Source organism: Microbacterium sp. F1-18, assembly GCF_052921305.1.
Genome location: NZ_JBREVD010000003.1, coordinates 542,297 through 558,798 on the forward strand (window position 1 = coordinate 542,297; position 16,502 = coordinate 558,798).

General features: G+C 69.8%; 17 protein-coding genes and 1 riboswitch. Of the genes, 16 read left to right on the top strand and 1 reads right to left on the bottom strand.

Annotation, left to right across the window (positions count from 1 at the left end; genetic code table 11):
* Positions 1 to 74: 74 nt before the first annotated feature.
* Genes sdhC through ACU6RU_RS11300 form a run of 8 tightly spaced genes read left to right on the top strand, consistent with a single transcriptional unit; the run spans position 75 to position 7,262 of the window.
* Positions 75 to 509: a succinate dehydrogenase, cytochrome b556 subunit gene (sdhC, locus tag ACU6RU_RS11265; protein WP_120264653.1), complete on the top strand. Its 435-nt coding sequence runs from the start codon at positions 75 to 77 to the stop codon at positions 507 to 509.
* Complete coding sequence (locus ACU6RU_RS11270) at positions 509 to 952, top strand: succinate dehydrogenase hydrophobic membrane anchor subunit (protein ID WP_023955540.1); 444 nt, start codon at positions 509 to 511, stop codon at positions 950 to 952. Before sdhC ends, ACU6RU_RS11270 begins: the two co-directional genes overlap by 1 nt.
* Before the next feature lie 46 nt (positions 953 to 998).
* On the top strand, positions 999 to 2,825 hold the full coding sequence (gene sdhA, locus ACU6RU_RS11275) for a succinate dehydrogenase flavoprotein subunit (RefSeq protein ID WP_120264652.1): 1,827 nt from the start codon (positions 999 to 1,001) through the stop codon (positions 2,823 to 2,825).
* Positions 2,825 to 3,595, top strand: coding sequence for a succinate dehydrogenase iron-sulfur subunit (locus tag ACU6RU_RS11280; protein ID WP_120264651.1), 771 nt, complete (start codon positions 2,825 to 2,827; stop codon positions 3,593 to 3,595). The genes sdhA and ACU6RU_RS11280 overlap by 1 nt, the downstream gene beginning before the upstream one ends.
* Before the next feature lie 58 nt (positions 3,596 to 3,653).
* On the top strand, positions 3,654 to 4,814 hold the full coding sequence (locus ACU6RU_RS11285; RefSeq protein WP_289330067.1) for a YihY/virulence factor BrkB family protein: 1,161 nt from the start codon (positions 3,654 to 3,656) through the stop codon (positions 4,812 to 4,814).
* A gap of 33 nt (positions 4,815 to 4,847) precedes the next feature.
* Complete coding sequence (locus ACU6RU_RS11290; protein ID WP_446726568.1) at positions 4,848 to 5,687, top strand: exodeoxyribonuclease III; 840 nt, start codon at positions 4,848 to 4,850, stop codon at positions 5,685 to 5,687.
* Between the two features lie 59 nt (positions 5,688 to 5,746).
* Positions 5,747 to 6,751: a tryptophan--tRNA ligase gene (gene trpS, locus ACU6RU_RS11295; protein ID WP_446726569.1), complete on the top strand. Its 1,005-nt coding sequence runs from the start codon at positions 5,747 to 5,749 to the stop codon at positions 6,749 to 6,751.
* Positions 6,744 to 7,262 (top strand): hypothetical protein, encoded by a 519-nt coding sequence (locus ACU6RU_RS11300; RefSeq protein WP_259455367.1) that lies wholly within the window; start codon positions 6,744 to 6,746, stop codon positions 7,260 to 7,262. Before trpS ends, ACU6RU_RS11300 begins: the two co-directional genes overlap by 8 nt.
* 577 nt (positions 7,263 to 7,839) lie before the next feature.
* Here the strand turns inward: ACU6RU_RS11300 and ACU6RU_RS11305 are convergent.
* Positions 7,840 to 8,721 (bottom strand): endonuclease domain-containing protein, encoded by an 882-nt coding sequence (locus ACU6RU_RS11305; protein ID WP_446726570.1) that lies wholly within the window; start codon positions 8,719 to 8,721, stop codon positions 7,840 to 7,842.
* Between the two features lie 402 nt (positions 8,722 to 9,123).
* Here ACU6RU_RS11305 and ACU6RU_RS11310 point away from each other — a divergent pair, with 402 nt between their 5' ends.
* From ACU6RU_RS11310 to ACU6RU_RS11345, 8 genes are all read left to right on the top strand, one after another.
* Positions 9,124 to 9,687 carry a GNAT family N-acetyltransferase gene (locus ACU6RU_RS11310; RefSeq protein WP_446726571.1) on the top strand — a complete coding sequence of 188 codons (564 nt, stop codon included), beginning with the start codon at positions 9,124 to 9,126 and terminating at the stop codon, positions 9,685 to 9,687.
* 105 nt (positions 9,688 to 9,792) lie between these two features.
* Positions 9,793 to 10,656 (top strand): Fpg/Nei family DNA glycosylase, encoded by an 864-nt coding sequence (locus ACU6RU_RS11315; protein ID WP_289330072.1) that lies wholly within the window; start codon positions 9,793 to 9,795, stop codon positions 10,654 to 10,656.
* A 56-nt stretch (positions 10,657 to 10,712) separates the two neighbouring features.
* Positions 10,713 to 10,859: riboswitch (FMN riboswitch) on the top strand.
* A gap of 57 nt (positions 10,860 to 10,916) precedes the next feature.
* Positions 10,917 to 11,999 (top strand): bifunctional diaminohydroxyphosphoribosylaminopyrimidine deaminase/5-amino-6-(5-phosphoribosylamino)uracil reductase RibD, encoded by a 1,083-nt coding sequence (gene ribD / locus ACU6RU_RS11320; RefSeq protein ID WP_446726572.1) that lies wholly within the window; start codon positions 10,917 to 10,919, stop codon positions 11,997 to 11,999.
* On the top strand, positions 11,999 to 12,631 hold the full coding sequence (locus tag ACU6RU_RS11325) for a riboflavin synthase (protein ID WP_446726573.1): 633 nt from the start codon (positions 11,999 to 12,001) through the stop codon (positions 12,629 to 12,631). The genes ribD and ACU6RU_RS11325 overlap by 1 nt, the downstream gene beginning before the upstream one ends.
* The gene (gene ribA, locus ACU6RU_RS11330; protein WP_446726574.1) at positions 12,628 to 13,959 is read left to right on the top strand and encodes a GTP cyclohydrolase II; all 1,332 of its coding nucleotides are present in this window, start codon (positions 12,628 to 12,630) and stop codon (positions 13,957 to 13,959) included. The genes ACU6RU_RS11325 and ribA overlap by 4 nt, the downstream gene beginning before the upstream one ends.
* Positions 13,956 to 14,429 carry a 6,7-dimethyl-8-ribityllumazine synthase gene (gene ribH / locus ACU6RU_RS11335; protein WP_446726575.1) on the top strand — a complete coding sequence of 158 codons (474 nt, stop codon included), beginning with the start codon at positions 13,956 to 13,958 and terminating at the stop codon, positions 14,427 to 14,429. The genes ribA and ribH overlap by 4 nt, the downstream gene beginning before the upstream one ends.
* 40 nt (positions 14,430 to 14,469) lie before the next feature.
* On the top strand, positions 14,470 to 14,820 hold the full coding sequence (locus ACU6RU_RS11340; protein ID WP_094260210.1) for a Fe-S protein: 351 nt from the start codon (positions 14,470 to 14,472) through the stop codon (positions 14,818 to 14,820).
* A 221-nt stretch (positions 14,821 to 15,041) separates the two neighbouring features.
* Positions 15,042 to 16,484, top strand: a complete 1,443-nt coding sequence (locus ACU6RU_RS11345; RefSeq protein ID WP_120264641.1) for an MFS transporter — start codon at positions 15,042 to 15,044, stop codon at positions 16,482 to 16,484.
* Positions 16,485 to 16,502: the final 18 nt, after the last annotated feature.

The window sequence follows — 16,502 nt, forward strand, 5'->3', positions numbered from 1 at the left end:
GACGCCGGGGGTCAACCACCCCACCGGGGCATCGATCGCCCCCACGAACCGTGTTCGATCCAGGGAGGACGACCGTGTCTGCACCAGCACGCGTCACACCGTCGGTAGCCCAGACCACATCAAAGACCCCGCGCGGCACGCTGTACCGCGGCAACGAGGGCATGTGGTCGTGGGTGCTTCACCGCATCACCGGCGTGGCCATCTTCTTCTTCCTCTTGGTCCACGTGCTCGACACCGCGCTGATCCGCGTGTCGCCCGAGGCCTACGACGCCGTCATCGGCACGTACAAGAACCCGATCATGGGTCTCGGCGAGGTCGCCCTCGTCGCCGCGATCGTGTACCACGCCTTCAACGGCCTGCGCATCATCGCGGTCGACTTGTGGCCTTGGGCCACGCGCCACCAGCGCCAGCTGTGGTGGGGCGTGCTGGCGGTCTGGGCCGTCACGATCGTCGGCTTCGCAGCCCGCCACGTGCCGATCGTTCTCTCCGAGATTGGAGGGGGTCACTGATGACCGCCGACACCCTTGCCGCTCCCCGCAGCCCGCAGGTCCGCAAGAAGGGCGCCAACCTCGAGAAGTGGGGCTGGGTCTACATGCGCGCATCCGGCGTGCTCCTGGTGGTCCTGATCTTCGGTCACCTCTTCGTCAACCTGATGCTCGGTGAGGGCATCAAGGGAATCGATTTCGCGTTCGTCGCCGGAAAGTTCGCCAGCCCGTTCTGGCAGTGGTGGGACGTCCTCATGCTGTGGCTCGCGCTGATCCACGGCGCGAACGGCATGCGCACGATCGTGAACGACTACGTCACCGGTGCCACGGCGCGCAAGGTTCTGGTGTGGGCCATCTGGCTCTCCGCCGGACTGCTGATCCTGCTCGGCACCCTGGTCGTGTTCACCTTCGACCCCTGCCTCGGAGTGACGGCGGACAGCATGCTCTGGGAGACCTGCCAGGGCTGACCCTGCGCTCCGACGACGTGAATCACAGCAACGAAAGGCTCGCCCCGTGAGCACCCAGACCGAAGAGGTCGTCGTCAAGGACGGCATCCACTACCACCAGTTCGACATCGTCATCGTCGGCGCCGGCGGCGCCGGCATGCGGGCGGCGATCGAGGCCGGTCCGGGTGCCCGTACCGCGGTGATCTCGAAGCTGTACCCGACCCGCTCGCACACCGGTGCGGCGCAGGGCGGCATGGCGGCGGCACTCGCCAACGTCGAAGAGGACTCCTGGGAGTGGCACACCTTCGACACCGTCAAGGGCGGCGACTACCTCGTCGACCAGGACGCGGCGGAGATCCTCGCGAAGGAGGCCATCGACGCGGTCATCGACCTCGAGAACATGGGCCTCCCCTTCAACCGCACACCCGACGGCAAGATCGACCAGCGCCGGTTCGGCGGCCACACCGCCGACCACGGCAAGTCGCCGGTCCGCCGCGCCTGCTACGCCGCCGACCGCACGGGCCACATGATCCTGCAGACGCTGTTCCAGAACTGCGTCAAGCTCGGCATCAACTTCTTCAACGAGTACTACGTGCTCGACCTCATCACCGTCACCGCCCCCGACGGCTCGACCCAGACCGCCGGCGTCGTCGCGTACGACCTGGCCACGGGCGATCTGCACGTCTTCCACTCGAAGGCGGTCATCTTCGCCACCGGCGGTTTCGGCAAGATCTACAAGACGACCTCGAACGCCCACACCCTCACGGGCGACGGCGTCGGCATCGTGTGGCGCAAGGGCCTGCCGCTGGAGGACATGGAGTTCTTCCAGTTCCACCCGACCGGCCTCGCCGGTCTCGGCATCCTCCTCACCGAAGGCGCGCGCGGCGAGGGCGCGATCCTCCGCAACGCGTCGGGCGAGCGGTTCATGGAGCGCTATGCGCCCACCATCAAGGACCTCGCTCCCCGCGACATCGTCTCGCGATGCATGCAGCAGGAGGTCGCCGAGGGCCGCGGGGCGGGCCCGCACCGCGACTACGTGCTGCTCGACTGCACGCACCTGGGGGCTGAGGTCCTCGAGACCAAGCTCCCCGACATCACCGAGTTCGCCCGCACCTACCTCGGCGTCGACCCGGTCGTCGAGCCCGTGCCGGTCATGCCCACGGCGCACTACGCGATGGGCGGCATCCCCACGAACGTCAAGGCCGAGGTCCTCGCCGACAACACCACCGTGGTTCCGGGCCTCTACGCCGCCGGCGAGTGCGCGTGCGTCTCGGTGCACGGCTCGAACCGTCTCGGCACGAACTCGCTGCTCGACATCAACGTCTTCGGCAAGCGGGCCGGCCGCAACGCCGTCGAGTATGTCAAGACCGCCGACTTCGTCCCGCTGCCCGCCGATCCCGCCAAGGAGGTGCGCGAGCTGATCGAAGGCGTGCGCAACAACCCCGGCACCGAGCGGATCGCGGTCCTGCGCAAGACGCTCCAGGACGAGATGGACAAGGGCGCCCAGGTGTTCCGCACCGAGGAGTCGCTCCTGCACGTCATGGACGTCATCGCCGACCTGCGCGAGCGGTTCAACAACATCCACGTCGACGACAAGGGCAAGCGGTTCAACACCGACCTGCTCGAAGCGGTCGAGCTGGGCTTCCTGCTCGACATCGCCGAGGTCGTCGTCGTCGCCGCGCGCAACCGCAAGGAGAGCCGCGGCGGACACATGCGCGACGACTTCCCGACGCGCGACGACGAGAACTACATGAAGCACACGATGGCCTACCTGTCGGGCGACCCCCACTCGTCGCACCCCGAAGACCACATCCGGCTCGATTGGAAGCCCGTCGTGTTCACCAAGAACGAGGCCGGCGAACTGCGGTACCCGCCGCTGGAGAGGAAGTACTGATGACGATCGTCGAGACCGATGCCACGGCCCCTGCCGAGGCGGCGAACGACACCGGCATCCAGTCGTTCCTGGTCACCTTCATCATCCGGCGCTTCGACCCCGAGGTCGACAGCGAGCCGAGGTGGGTCGACTACGACGTCGAGCTCTACTCGACCGACCGCGTCCTCGACGCCCTGCACAAGATCAAGTGGGACGTCGACGGGTCGCTGACCTTCCGCCGCTCGTGCGCCCACGGCATCTGCGGCTCCGACGCGATGCGGATCAACGGCCGCAACCGCCTGGCATGCAAGACGCTGATCAAGGACCTCGACATCTCGCAGCCGATCTACGTCGAGGCGATCAAGGGCCTGCCCCTGGAGAAGGACCTCGTCGTCGACATGGAGCCGTTCTTCGCCTCCTACCGCGAGGTGCAGCCGTTCCTGATCGCCAACTCGAAGCCCGAGGCCGGCAAGGAGCGCATCCAGTCGATCGCCGACCGCGAGATCTTCGACGACACCACGAAGTGCATCCTGTGCGCCGCGTGCACCTCGTCGTGCCCCGTGTTCTGGACCGACGGTCAGTACTTCGGGCCGGCCGCGATCGTCAACGCGCACCGCTTCATCTTCGACTCGCGCGACGATGCCGGCGACGTCCGCCTCGATATCCTCAATGACAAGGAGGGCGTGTGGCGGTGCCGCACGACCTTCAACTGCACCGAGGCATGCCCGCGCGGCATCGAGGTCACGAAGGCGATCGCCGAGGTCAAGCAGGCGGTTCTGCGCGGTCGTTGAGCCGGCCGGGCCTCGCGCTCGATCAGCTGACACCGACGCTGCCGGTACATTCGACGACGTGGAACCCGACCCCTCGGCGACAGATGCGCTGCGCGAGCGGTGGGACTCGTCCCGATTGCGCGAACGCCTCGATCAGCCTCTCGAGCGTGCGACGACCATCACGCGTCGCACGCTCGGCTGGTTCCCCATCCGGGTCTGGCGGCACTTCCTCCGCCACAACGGGTTCCTCCTCGCGGCGAGCATCAGCTACCAGTCGCTCTTCGCGCTCTTCGCCACCCTCTACACGGCGTTCGCCGTGGTGGGGCTATGGCTCGGCGGGTCGCGCATGGCCATCGACGCCCTCATCGGGGTCGTCAACAGCTACATCCCGGGGCTGATCTCGCACGACGGTCCCGTCTCCCCCGAAGACGTCGCCAGCATCGCGCGCGACAGCGGCAGCCTCCTCGCCGTCACCGGTACCGCCGCCCTGGCCGTCGCGGTGTGGACGGCCATCGGATTCGTGACCTTCACGCGACGTGCGGTGCGCGACATCTTCGGCCTGCCGTTCGACACGCGCAACTACGTGCTCCTGAAGCTGCGCGACTTCGGCGCGGCCCTGCTGTTCGGCCTCGCGCTCGTGCTGGGGGCCGCGCTCGGCCTCGTGGCCGGCGGCGTCGTCCGGCAGCTGTTCGACCTGTTCGACGTCGCCTACGAGTCGACCACGATCGACGTACTCAGCCGGCTCGCATCGGTGCTGGTCGCGATCGTCATCAACGCCGCCGCGCTCACCGCCCTGATCCGGTTCCTGACCGGCACAGCACTGCCCTGGCGCAAGATCATCCCCGGATCGATCTTCGGCGGCGTCGCGCTGAGCGTGCTGCAGCTCGGGGCCGGCTTCCTCGCCGTATACTCCCCCACCAACCCGCTCCTGGCGACGTTCTCGGTGCTGATCGGATTCCTCCTCTGGCTGCGGCTCGCGGGGATCGTCATCCTCGTCGCGGCGTCGTGGGTGGCCGTGTCGGCCGCGGACGACGACATCCCGCTCGAGGTCAGGACCGAGGAGGAGCGCCGCGCGGACGAGCGGCGGGCGCTGCGCGTCGTCGCCGAAGCACAGCTGCGCGACGCCGAGCACGCTCTCGCCGAGGCGGGCTGGTGGCAGCGCATCCCCGCTCGGCGCGACGTGAACCGGGCTCGCGAGCTGCTGCGGCGACTCGACGCGGAGCAGACGACCGCCCGGTGAGCGGTGTCGGAGGTCGCGGTTACGCTGGCAGACGTGTCACGCCGTCTTCGTATCGCCTCCGTCAACGTCAACGGCATCCGCGCCGCCGCCCGCAAGGGCATGCATGAATGGCTCGAGACCGCCGACGTCGACATCCTGACTCTCCAAGAGGTCCGCGCGCAGGCCTCCGACCTCGCCGCCGCCCTGCCCGGCTGGCACTTCGTCTCCGATGAGGCGCTCGCCAAGGGACGTGCGGGCGTCGCGATCGCCGCCCGCGAGCCGCTCGACGTGTGGCGTATCGAGCTCGGCGACGACGACCTCGACTCCAAGGGACGCTGGGTCGAGGCAGACATCGAGGTCGCGGGCGAGCACCTCACCGTCGTCAGCGCCTACGTCTTCACCGGCGAGGCCGACACCGAGAAGCAGGTCGCGAAGTACGCGTTCCTCGACGCGATGGAGGAGCGGATGCCGCAGCTCGGCGAGCTCGCGGTCATCACCGGCGACCTGAACGTCGGCCACCGCGAGTTCGACATCCGCAACTGGCGCGGCAACCGCAAGAAGGCGGGCTTCCTGCCGCGCGAGCGCGCCTACTTCGACCGTTTCACCGCGCCCGCGGGCGTCGAAGTCGACACCGTCGACGGCGGGCGGGGCACCGGTCTCGGGTGGGTCGATGTCGGACGCCGGTTCGCCGGCGAGGTCGACGGGCCGTACACGTGGTGGTCCAACCGCGGCAAAGCCTTCGACACCGACACCGGATGGCGCATCGACTACCACCTCGCCACCCCGCAGCTGGCGGAGCGGGTCACCGACTACCGCGTCGTACGCGCGCCCTCGTGGGACACCCGGTGGAGCGACCACGCCCCCGTCGTGGCGGACTACGACTTTCCGGGGTGACGTTCGCGGGGCGAAGGGCTGGGCGACGAAGCGCGGGGTGACGCCCGTAGACTTCTCTGGTGACCAAGCCCCGCCTGTACTCCGGAATGCAGCCGTCCGCCGATTCGCTCCAGATCGGCAACTACATCGGGGCTCTCATGCAGTGGCGCGACCTGCAGGACACCTACGACGCATTCTTCTCGGTCGTCGACCTGCACGCCCTGACCCAGCCGAACGATCCGGCCGAACTGCGGGCGAAGACCCGGCGTACCGCAGCCCAGTACATCGCGGCGGGCATCGAGCCGTCTCGGTCGACGCTGTACGTGCAGTCGCACGTCCGCGCTCACGCCGAGCTCGCGTGGGTGCTCTCGACCATCACCGGCTTCGGCGAAGCCGGCCGGATGACGCAGTTCAAGGACAAGTCGCAGCGCTACGGCGCTGACGCCACCAACGTGGGGCTGTTCACCTACCCGGTGCTCATGGCCGCCGACATCCTGCTCTACCAGACCGACATCGTGCCGGTCGGTGACGATCAGAAGCAGCACGTCGAGCTGACGCGGACCCTTGCGGAGCGCTTCAACTCGCGCTTCGGCGAGACCTTCCGCGTGCCGATGCCCGTCATCCAGCAGGACACCGCCCGCATCTACGACCTGCAGAACCCGACCGCGAAGATGTCGAAGTCGGCAGAATCGGATGCCGGTGTGCTGTGGCTCCTCGACGACCCGAAGGTGTCGGCGAAGAAGGTCATGCGGGCCGTGACCGACTCGGAGGGGTCGGTGCGATACGACCGCGAGAACAAGCCCGGGGTGTCGAACCTGCTCGTGATCTACGCGGCGCTCACCGGCCGTCAGATCCCCGCCATCGAGGACGAGTACGCCGGCCGCGGCTACGGCGACTTCAAGAAGGGCCTCGCCGAGGTGGTCGTGTCCGAGTTCGGACCGGTGCGCGAGCGCGCGCTCGAGCTGCTCGACGACCCCGCCGAGCTCGACCGGGTGCTCGCATCGAACGCCGCCCGTGCCGACGAGGTCGCCGACCGTACGCTCGGCGACGTCTACGACAAGCTGGGACTGCTGCGACGTGTCTGACAACGAATCGACCGGGGCCGGGGCTGCTGTTCCCGCGGAGTCGGCATCAGCGTCCGCGGAGCCGTTGGCGGAGGTGCCGGCCGAGCCCGCACCCGAACTGATCGCAGCGCTCGACGAGGCCGCCGCCGCATCGAAGGCATCGCCGACCGACGCCGCAGTTCAGGAGCGGCTCTGGCGCGCCGCCTTCGCGCTCGACCGCTGGCTCTTCATCGCCCGCGGTTCCGACGACGAGCCCACCCCCTTCGCGCTGCGGTCCGACGAAGGTGCCGTCATCTTCGCGTTCTCGACGGCCGACCGGGCGCACGAAGCCGCCCTCGGGTTCGGCCTGCCCGAGGATGAGGCGTCGCGACTGCTCGCGGTGCCGCTTCCGTCGGCGGCGGCCTGGGTCGCGTCGTATGCCGAGGCGGGTGTCGAAGCGATGGTCTTCGACGCGCCGGCCAACGGCGCGATGGCTCCGTTGTCGAACCTGGCCGCGATGGCGGTCTACATCTCGCAGAATCCCTCAGCCTGAGGCCCGCATCCTCAGTCTCGATCTCGTCTGTGTTCCGTCGACAGGCTCAGCACCCCGTTGACGCCCGCACGTCCCGCCGCGGCGCCTCTCAGCCTGAACGCGGCACGCGGAACAGCGGGCGCAGGCGGCCGAGCCGCGTCCGGCCACGCCCGGACCAGAAACACGGCGATATCAGCGTCGATACCGGCCCGGGGTGGGACCTCAGCCCCCATCCCCCGTGCAGATCCGGGTTACCGAAGCCGGGCGACGCGGACCGAGCATCCCTTCGGCTCATCCCCGTTCCGTCGACAGGCTTAGTACCCCGCGCACACCCACAGGACCCGCCGCGACGTACCTGAGCCTGCTCACGGCACGCGAAACAGCAGGCACCGCCCCCGTCCACCAGCCCACACCACGACCACGACCACATCCGTCGACACCGGCCGGGGCGGGAGGGGCCGGGGACCAATCCTCGACTCATCCCCGTCCCGTCAACAGGCTCATCACTCCCCACACACCCACACGACCCGCCGCGACCCCCCTCAGCCTGCGCACGGCACGCGCGACAAGCCGCGCGACGAGGCCCGCCCGTCCGGAGTCAGCGCACGCGCGCCCGCGGCGCGCCGCGACCGAGAAGTCCCCGCACGGCTTCGAGCACCCGGTCGGGACGCCACATGATGTCCGCCGCCATCGGTCGCAGCGTCAGGTAACCGAGGGCTGCCGCCGCGAGATCGCGCGTGCTGTCTCGTCGCCGCGCGTCGAGTCCGGAATGATGCGCATCGCTGTCGCATTCCACGATCAGCCAGCCGTCGACGAGCAGATCGACTCGCCCCACTCCAGGTATGCGCACCTGCAGTTCGACAGTCTTCGCGACGCCGCGCAGAAGGAGCCGCATGAGCGTCTCCGGCCCGGACTCGGCCCGTCCGTCGATCAGGCGCCGGAGGGAACGGTACCGGAGCGGTAGCGCCGCGAAGACCGCGTCGAGATCGGCGGCATGGAGGAGCCCGAGCTGAAGCGCGCTGTCGAGCGTCGCGACGGCCGCTCGGGGCGGCTGACACATCACCGCGCGCGCCAAGGCGTCGATGATGCTCGAGCACGCGAACCAACGGGGCCGCGGTGCGGCGGGCGGTGTCCAGTGCAGGACCGGCTTCGCGTCCGTCCCCGCCGTTCGGAGCGGTAAGCGGGATGCCGTCGGCGGGAGCTGAACGTGCGGTTGTCCAGGCTCGAGGACGAACACCCCGAGCAGACGCAGGAGGCTGACGCAGGTCAGCCGACCACCGAGCGACACGGCGGTCACGACGGACCGTGGCGCATCGGCGACGAGATACGAGCCCCTCCGGGGCCTCACGAGCCGGCCCGTGGCAACGGCATCCGCAATGTCGCGTTTGCGCATTCCGTCGGCGCGCAGCTCGGATGTCGACCAGCAACGCAGATCCATGACGTCGGCGGCGGGCCAGGCTGAGGAGGCGCGAAGGTCCATGCGGAGACGGTGCCGCTTGCGGTCACGTCAGCGGCCGGAGCAGTAGCAGATTGTGAGCAGATCAGCTCATCCGCCGCTTGTGGGGGAGTCGCGGTGTCGGTGCCGCCGACAGGCTCACGCGGGCCGCCGCGCGCGGTGGCGCGCGCGATGATGCCGTGAGCCTGTTCGCGGCACAGCTAGCGCGGTCCACTCCCCCATCGCCCCATCGCCCCATCGACGCACGAAAGACCGGCGAGCAGACCCGCCCCACCCGCACAGCCGACGGACGTGCCGCCAGCAGGATGGACGCGGCGCACCGAGCCGTTCGACGCGGGAACACGAAGCTGAACCTGTTCGCGGCACCGAACCGAGGTGTGGGGCCGCGGAACCGGACCACGCGCCGGACCTCGGTAGGGTCGGGGCATGGAACCGGTGACCCTCCGCACGGCGCGGCTCGAGCTGTCGATCCCTACTCTCGATGATGCCGAGGCGATCACCGCTGCCGCCCAGGACCCCGAGGTCCCGCGCTGGACGACGGTGCCGTCGCCGTACACCCGCGCGCATGCCGAGGAGTTCGTCGCGAAGGCGGCGGCCTGGTGGGACGAGCAGTCCGAGCTCACCTGGGGTATCCGTCGTGACGGCGAGTGGATCGGCATGATCGGCCTGCACCGGGTGAGCCCGGGAGGCGCGGCGGAGATCGGGTTCTGGATGAGCGCACCGGCGCGCGGGCACGCATACCTGAGCGAGGCGGCGCGGGCGGTCATCGACTTCGGGTTCGCCGAGCCACTGGCGCTCGCGCGCATCGAGTGGCGGGCGATCGTCGGCAACATCGCCTCAGCACGCGCGGCGCGCACTCTGGGCTTCCGATACGAGGGGATGCTGCGCCAGGGGCTCTCGCACAGCGATGCCCACCACGACGGCTGGATCGCCGGCCTCCTGCCGACGGACGACCGTGAGCCGCAACCCTGGCCGATCCTCGCCGACTGACCCTCGCCGACTGACCCTCGCGGATCGACCCGCGCGGCCTGAACCGCGCCGAACCAGGCGTGCAACCCGGTGCTCGATGGGGGTGATGCGTGCCAGGATGACGCCATGCCCGAGATGCCGGAAGTGCAGGGACTCGTCGACTACCTCGGCGGCCGCCTCGCCGGGCGCCGCATCACGAAAGCCCGGGTCAGTGCGATCTCTGCGCTGAAGACCTACGATCCGCCGATCGAGTCGCTCGAGGGCGCGACGGTGACCTCGGCGTCCCGCCACGGCAAGTTCGTCGACCTGGCCACCGACGGCGGCACGCACCTCGTGTTCCATCTCGCCAAGGCCGGATGGCTGCGCTGGTACGACGCGCTGCCGTCGACCGTCATCCGCCCGGGCAAGACCCCGATCGCGCTCCGCATCGGCTTCGACGACGACTCGGGGTTCGATCTGACCGAGGCCGGTACGAAGAAGTCGCTCGCGGTCTACGTCGTCCGCGATCCGGCCGAGGTGCCCGGCATCGCGCGGCTGGGGCCCGACCCGCTCGATGCCTCCTTCGACCGCGACACGCTCGCGGGTCTGCTGACCGGACGTCGCACGCAGATCAAGGGCGTGCTGCGCGATCAATCGATCGTCGCCGGCATCGGCAACGCGTATTCCGATGAGATCCTGCATGCCGCGAAGATGTCGCCGTACGCCCTCGCCGCAAACCTCGACGACGCCGAGGTCGACCGCCTCTACGCAGCGCTCAGCGCGACGCTCGCCGAGGCGGTTGCCGCGGCATCCGGCAAGCCGCCCGCCGATCTGAAAGACGCCAAGCGCCGAGGGATGCGGGTGCACGGCCGCCGCGGCGAGGCGTGCCCCGTCTGCGGCGATGAGGTGCGCAGCGTCTTCTTCGCCGACAACAGTCTCGAATACTGCCCGACGTGTCAGACCGGGGGCAAGCTGCTCGCCGATCGCCGGCTCTCACGCCTGCTCAAGTGACGGCGGAAGTCGGGAATGCCGCGGACGCCCGCGCGTTGAGTACGATCGGAGTATTGAACGTGCTCCGGGGTCGGTGAGAATCCGAACCGGCGGTGAGAGTCCGCGACCCTCGAGGCCCTCGGGCCGAGAGGTTGATCCGGTGGAATTCCGGGACCGACGGTGATGCGACGCGAGTCGCTAGTCCGGATGAGAGGAAGCACGGCAGCGTTCGCGCTGCGCGCGCCCGCCCGCGTCCCCGGAGACTGACCGAAGGACGAAGGATGCCGGGCACCACCGACCGCGAGATCGCCGCGATGCGTCGCGCTTTCGAGCTCGCCGGCAACGGTCCGCGCGGACTGAACCCCCAGGTCGGCGCCGTGCTGCTCGCCGCCGACGGCTCCGTGCTCGCCGAGGGCTGGCACCGCGGCGCCGGCACGCCGCACGCCGAGGTGGATGCGCTGTCGCAGCTGCCCGCGGGCGCGGCGCGTGGCGCGACTGCCGTTGTGAGTCTCGAGCCCTGCAACCACACCGGCCGCACGGGCCCGTGCGCGCTCGCCCTCATCGAGGCCGGCGTGGCGCGCGTGGTCTACTCCGTCTCCGACCCGGGCGACGCGTCGGCCGGTGGAGCCCGGCGTCTGCGGGATGCCGGCGTCGATATCGAGGGCGGAGTGCTGGGCGACGACGGTCACGCGCTCATCCACGACTGGCTCACCGTGCAGCGCCTCGGCCGACCGCACGTCACCGTGAAGTGGGCGCAGTCGCTCGACGGACGCGCGGCGGCCCCTGATGGCACGAGCCAATGGATCACCGGCCCGGTCGCACGAGCAGACGTCCATCGCCGCCGCAGCGAGGCGGACGCCATCGTGGTGGGAACGGGTACCCTCCTCTCCGACGATCCCGCCCTGACCGCTCGGCGTCCCGACGGCACCCTCTACGACCGGCAGCCGATGCCCGTCGTGCTCGGTCAGCGGTCCGTGCCCGACGACGCCCTGGTGCGCCGTCATCCGATGCCGCTGCTTCACCGCGACGGCGAGAACCTGGGCGGCGAGAGCCCCGACGGGCCCTCGCTGATGACGCAATTGCGGGAACTCGGCGTGCAGCGCGTCTTCGTCGAGGGCGGCCCGACCATCGCGAGCGCGTTCGTGCGGGCCGGGCTCGCGGACGACATCCTCGCATACATCGCGCCGACCCTCATCGGCTCCGGATCGGCCGGCGACGACCGTCCCGCACTGCGTTCGCTCGGCGTCGAGACGATCGCGGACCAGCGACGCCTGCGGGTGAGCTCGGTCGAGCCCCTCGGCGACGACCTGCTGATCGTCGCCTCCCCCGTGCCCCCGACATCCCCCTCCGAAGGAGACGCCTGATGTTCACCGGAATCATCGAAGAGATCGGCGAGGTCGTCGCCGTCGAGCCGTCGGGCGACGGCGTCCGGATCACCGTGCGCGCGCCGAAGGCGGTGTCGGATGCCCGGCACGGCGACTCGATCGCCGTCAGCGGCGTCTGCCTCACGGTGGTCGACCAGGGCGACGATTGGTTCACGGCCGACGTGATGCGCCAGACGCTCGACGTGTCGAGCCTGACGGGCATCGAACCGGGCCGCGCCGTGAACCTGGAGCGCGCCCTCGCGGCACACACCCGTCTGGGCGGGCACATCGTCCAGGGGCACGTCGACGGCCTCGGCCGCGTGCTGGAGGTGCGTCCCGGTGAGCAGTGGCGCGTGCTGCGCATCTCGGTGCCTGCCGACCTGGCACCGCTCGTCGTCGATAAGGGCTCGATCACGGTCGACGGCGTCTCGCTGACGGTGAGCGATGTGAGCACGGCGACCGCACCGCAGGCCTGGCTCGAGGTCTCGCTCATCCCCGCGACCCTCGCCGCGACGACGCTCGGCGACCGTGTCGCCGGCGACGCGGTCAACCTCGAGACCGACATCCTCGCCCGACACGTCCAGCGGTTGCTGGCATTCACCACCCTCTCGAACGAAGGAGGCTCCCGATGAGCCTTTCTCCCCTCTCCGAGGCGCTCGACGCGCTGCGGGCCGGAAAGCCGATCATCGTCGCCGACGATGAGAACCGTGAGAACGAAGGCGACGTCATCCTGTCGGCCGCTCTCGCCACTCCCGAGTGGATCGCGTGGACGGTCCGCCACTCGAGCGGGTTCATCTGCGCTCCCATGCCCGCCGAGTGGGCCGACCGTCTCGACCTCCCCCCGATGGTCGAGACGAACGAGGACGCCCGCGGCACCGCTTACACCGTCTCGGTCGACGCGGCCGAGGGCGTGACGACCGGGATCAGCGCCGCCGACCGCGCCCGCACCCTCACGGTGCTCGCCGACCCCGCCTCCACGCCCGGCAGCGTCATCCGTCCGGGGCACATCCTGCCCCTGCGCGCCGTCGAGGGGGGCGTCCGCGAGCGCAGCGGTCACACCGAGGCCGCCGTCGAGCTCATGCAGCTCGCCGGTCTCGAGCCGGTCGGCGCGATCGCCGAGATCGTCGCCGACGACGGCTCGATGATGCGGATGCCGGGACTGCTCGAGCTCGGCGAGCGCGACGGCATCCCCGTCATCACGATCGAGCAGCTCATCGCCCACCTCGAGGAGACGGATCCACGCCCCGCCGGCGGCGCCGCGGCCAACCGCCGCCGCGTGAGCCTGCGTGCGGAGGCGCAGGTGCCGACCTCGCACGGTGCGTTCCGCTTCCTCGCCTATAAGGACCGCGTCACCGGGACCGACCACATCGCCGTCGTCTCGGGCGATCTCACCGATACCGCCCCCCTCGTGCGCGTCCACTCGGAGTGCTTGACGGGCGAGGCGTTCGGGTCGCTCAAGTGCGAATGCGGTCCGCAGCTGGATGCCGCCCTCGACGCGATCGACCGCGACGGCGGGATCGTCATCTACATGCGCGGCCACGAGGGTCGCGGCATCGGCCTGATCAACAAGCTCCGGGCGTACCAGCTGCAAGAGCGCGGGCTCGACACGCTCGACGCGAACCTCGCGCTCGGCCTGCCCGCCGACGCCCGCGACTACGCGGCAGCGGCCGGCATCCTCGCCGATCTCGGCGTGGGCAGCATCCGCCTGCTGACGAACAACTCCGACAAGGTTTCGCAGCTGCGCGCGCTCGGGCTCGACATCGCCGAGCAGGTGCCGCTCCTCGTCGGCGTGGGCGCGAACAACCACCAGTACCTCGCCACGAAGCGCGACCGTATGGGCCACATCATCGACGACGCCGAGCTGAGCGCGGCGCTTGCGCGCGGCACCGTCGCAGCCGCCTCCACCGGCGGGGCCGACGAGACCACCGACCCCCGACAGAACCCGGAGAACATCGCATGAGCGGACACGGCGCCCCCGAACGTCAGCAGATCGACGCGACCAACCTGAAGGTCGTCGTCGTCGCCGGAGAGTGGCACGACGTCATCACGGACGGACTGATCGCCGGCGCCGAGCGCGTGCTCGAGGAGTCGGGCGCAGCCTGGCGTCTGGTGCGCGTGCCGGGCTCGTTCGAGCTGCCGGTCGTGGCGAAGGCGGCGCTCGACGCAGGCGCCGATGCGGTCGTCGCCCTGGGCGTCATCATCCGCGGCGGAACGCCGCACTTCGACTTCGTGTCGTCGGCGGCCACCGACGGGCTGACGCGCGTCGCGATCGACACGGGCAAGCCGGTCGGTTTCGGCGTGCTCACCCTCGACGACGAGCAGCAGGGCATCGACCGGGCGGGTCTGCCCGGCTCGAAGGAGGACAAGGGCGCTGAGGCGGCGGATGCCGCACTGCGCACGGCGCTGACGCTGCGCTCGCTTCGCGGCTGACACCGTGTCGGAACCCCGTACCTTCAGGTAGGCTGAGGGTATGGAAATGCTCCGCGGAATCGTCCTCGTCGTCCACCTCATCGGTTTCGCCACGCTCTTCGGCGCCTGGCTCGTCGAAGCCCTCGGCGCCCGCCGCATCACGCGGGTCATGAGCTACGGCCTCCTCGTCGCCGGTGTCGCCGGGCTCGCCCTGGCAGCACCGTGGGGCACCGACCACGAGTTCAACTACACGAAGATCGCCGTCAAGCTCGTCATCCTGCTCGTGATCGGTGCACTGCTGGGCATCGGCTCGGCCCGCCAGAAGCGCACCCAGGCGGTTCCGGCGGCCATCTTCTGGCTGATCGGAATCGGCACGGTGGCCAACGTCGCGATCGCGGTGCTCTGGCGCTGACGACGCGGGCCCCGGCCCACCACGCACGCGGATGCCGCGACTCGGACGCCGGGTCGCGGCATCCGCCGTAGAATGGACGATCGTGCGTCGCCGACACCGTCGACGCCGCCGGTGATCCCCGCGTCGAACGTCCGCCGCACCACCCCGCCTCGGACGTCCGCCCACCGGCACGCTCCCACGAGGGCGCTCACCCGTTCTCCCAGACAGGCATCACACCGCACATGTCATCCGCCACCGCGGCCCCCGCCGCGCCCGCGAACCCCCGTTCCCGCGTCATCACCGCCAGCCTCGTCGGCACCACGATCGAGTTCTACGACTTCTACGTCTACGCGACCGCGGCCGTCCTGGTCTTCCCGATCCTCTTCTTCCCGAGCGATGACGACACCGCGTCGCTCCTCGCCTCGTTCGCGGTCTTCGGCGCCGCGATGGTCGCCCGACCCATCGGTGCCGTCGTCTTCGGCCACTTCGGCGACAAGTTCGGCCGTAAGGCCACCCTCGTCGCGTCGCTCCTGACGATGGGTATCGCAACGATCCTCATCGGATGCCTCCCCACCTTCAACGACATCGGCTGGTGGGCGGCGCTGCTGCTCCTCGTGCTGCGTCTCGCTCAGGGCTTCGCCCTCGGCGGCGAGTGGTCGGGAGCCGCCCTCGTCGCGACCGAGAACGCACCGAAGGGCAAGCGCGCCTGGTACGGCACCTTCCCCCAGCTGGGCGCCCCGATCGGCTTCATCATCGCCAACTCGGTCTTCCTCGTGATCTACTTCGCGCTGCCGCACCCCGACGGCCCGGCCCAGCGATCCGAGGAGTTCCTCGCCTGGGGCTGGCGCGTGCCGTTCCTGTTCTCGGCCGTCATGGTCATCGTCGGCCTGTGGGTGCGTCTCAAGCTCGTCGAGAGCGAGACGTTCGCCAAGGCGGAGAAGACCGGTGCCATCCGCAAGTTCCCGCTCGGGTCCGTCGTCCGCGGGCACTGGCGGGCGCTCATCCTCGGCACGTTCATCATGCTCGCCACCTACGTGCTCTTCTACCTGATGACGAGCTTCACCCTCGCGTACGGCACCAAGCCGACCCTCGAGACCGCGCAGGCGACCGCCGAGGCATCGGGGGCGGCCTTCGACGCGGCGGCCTACGTCCCCGGCCTCGGGTTCGGGTTCACCGACTTCGTCATCATGCAGATCGTCGGCGTGATCTTCTTCGGCATCTTCACCCTGCTGTCGGGCCCCGTGGCCGACTCCATCGGCCGGCGCAAGCTGCTGCTGTGGGTCACCGGGGTCATCGCGGTTTTCGGCCTGCTGTTCGCGGTCTTCCTCGCGCCGCAGCTCGACCCGAAGTTCACCGGAGCCCTCGTGCAGGCATTCCTCGTGCTCGGGTTCATGCTCATGGGCGCGACCTTCGGCCCGATGGGCGCGCTGCTGCCCGAGCTGTTCCCGACCAACGTGCGCTACACCGGCTCGGCCATCTCGTACAACGTGGCGTCGATCCTCGGTGCGGCCGTCGCGCCCAGCATCGCGACGACCCTGTGGGCGCTCGCGGGCGGCTCGACCTGGCTCGTCGGCGTCTACCTCACGGCGTCGGCGGTGCTCACCTTCATCGCGCTGTGGCTGTCGAAGGAGACCAAGGACTCCGAGTACGACACCAACATCGGCGAGGCGGCGGCCACCCGCTGATCGCCACGGCGAACGAAC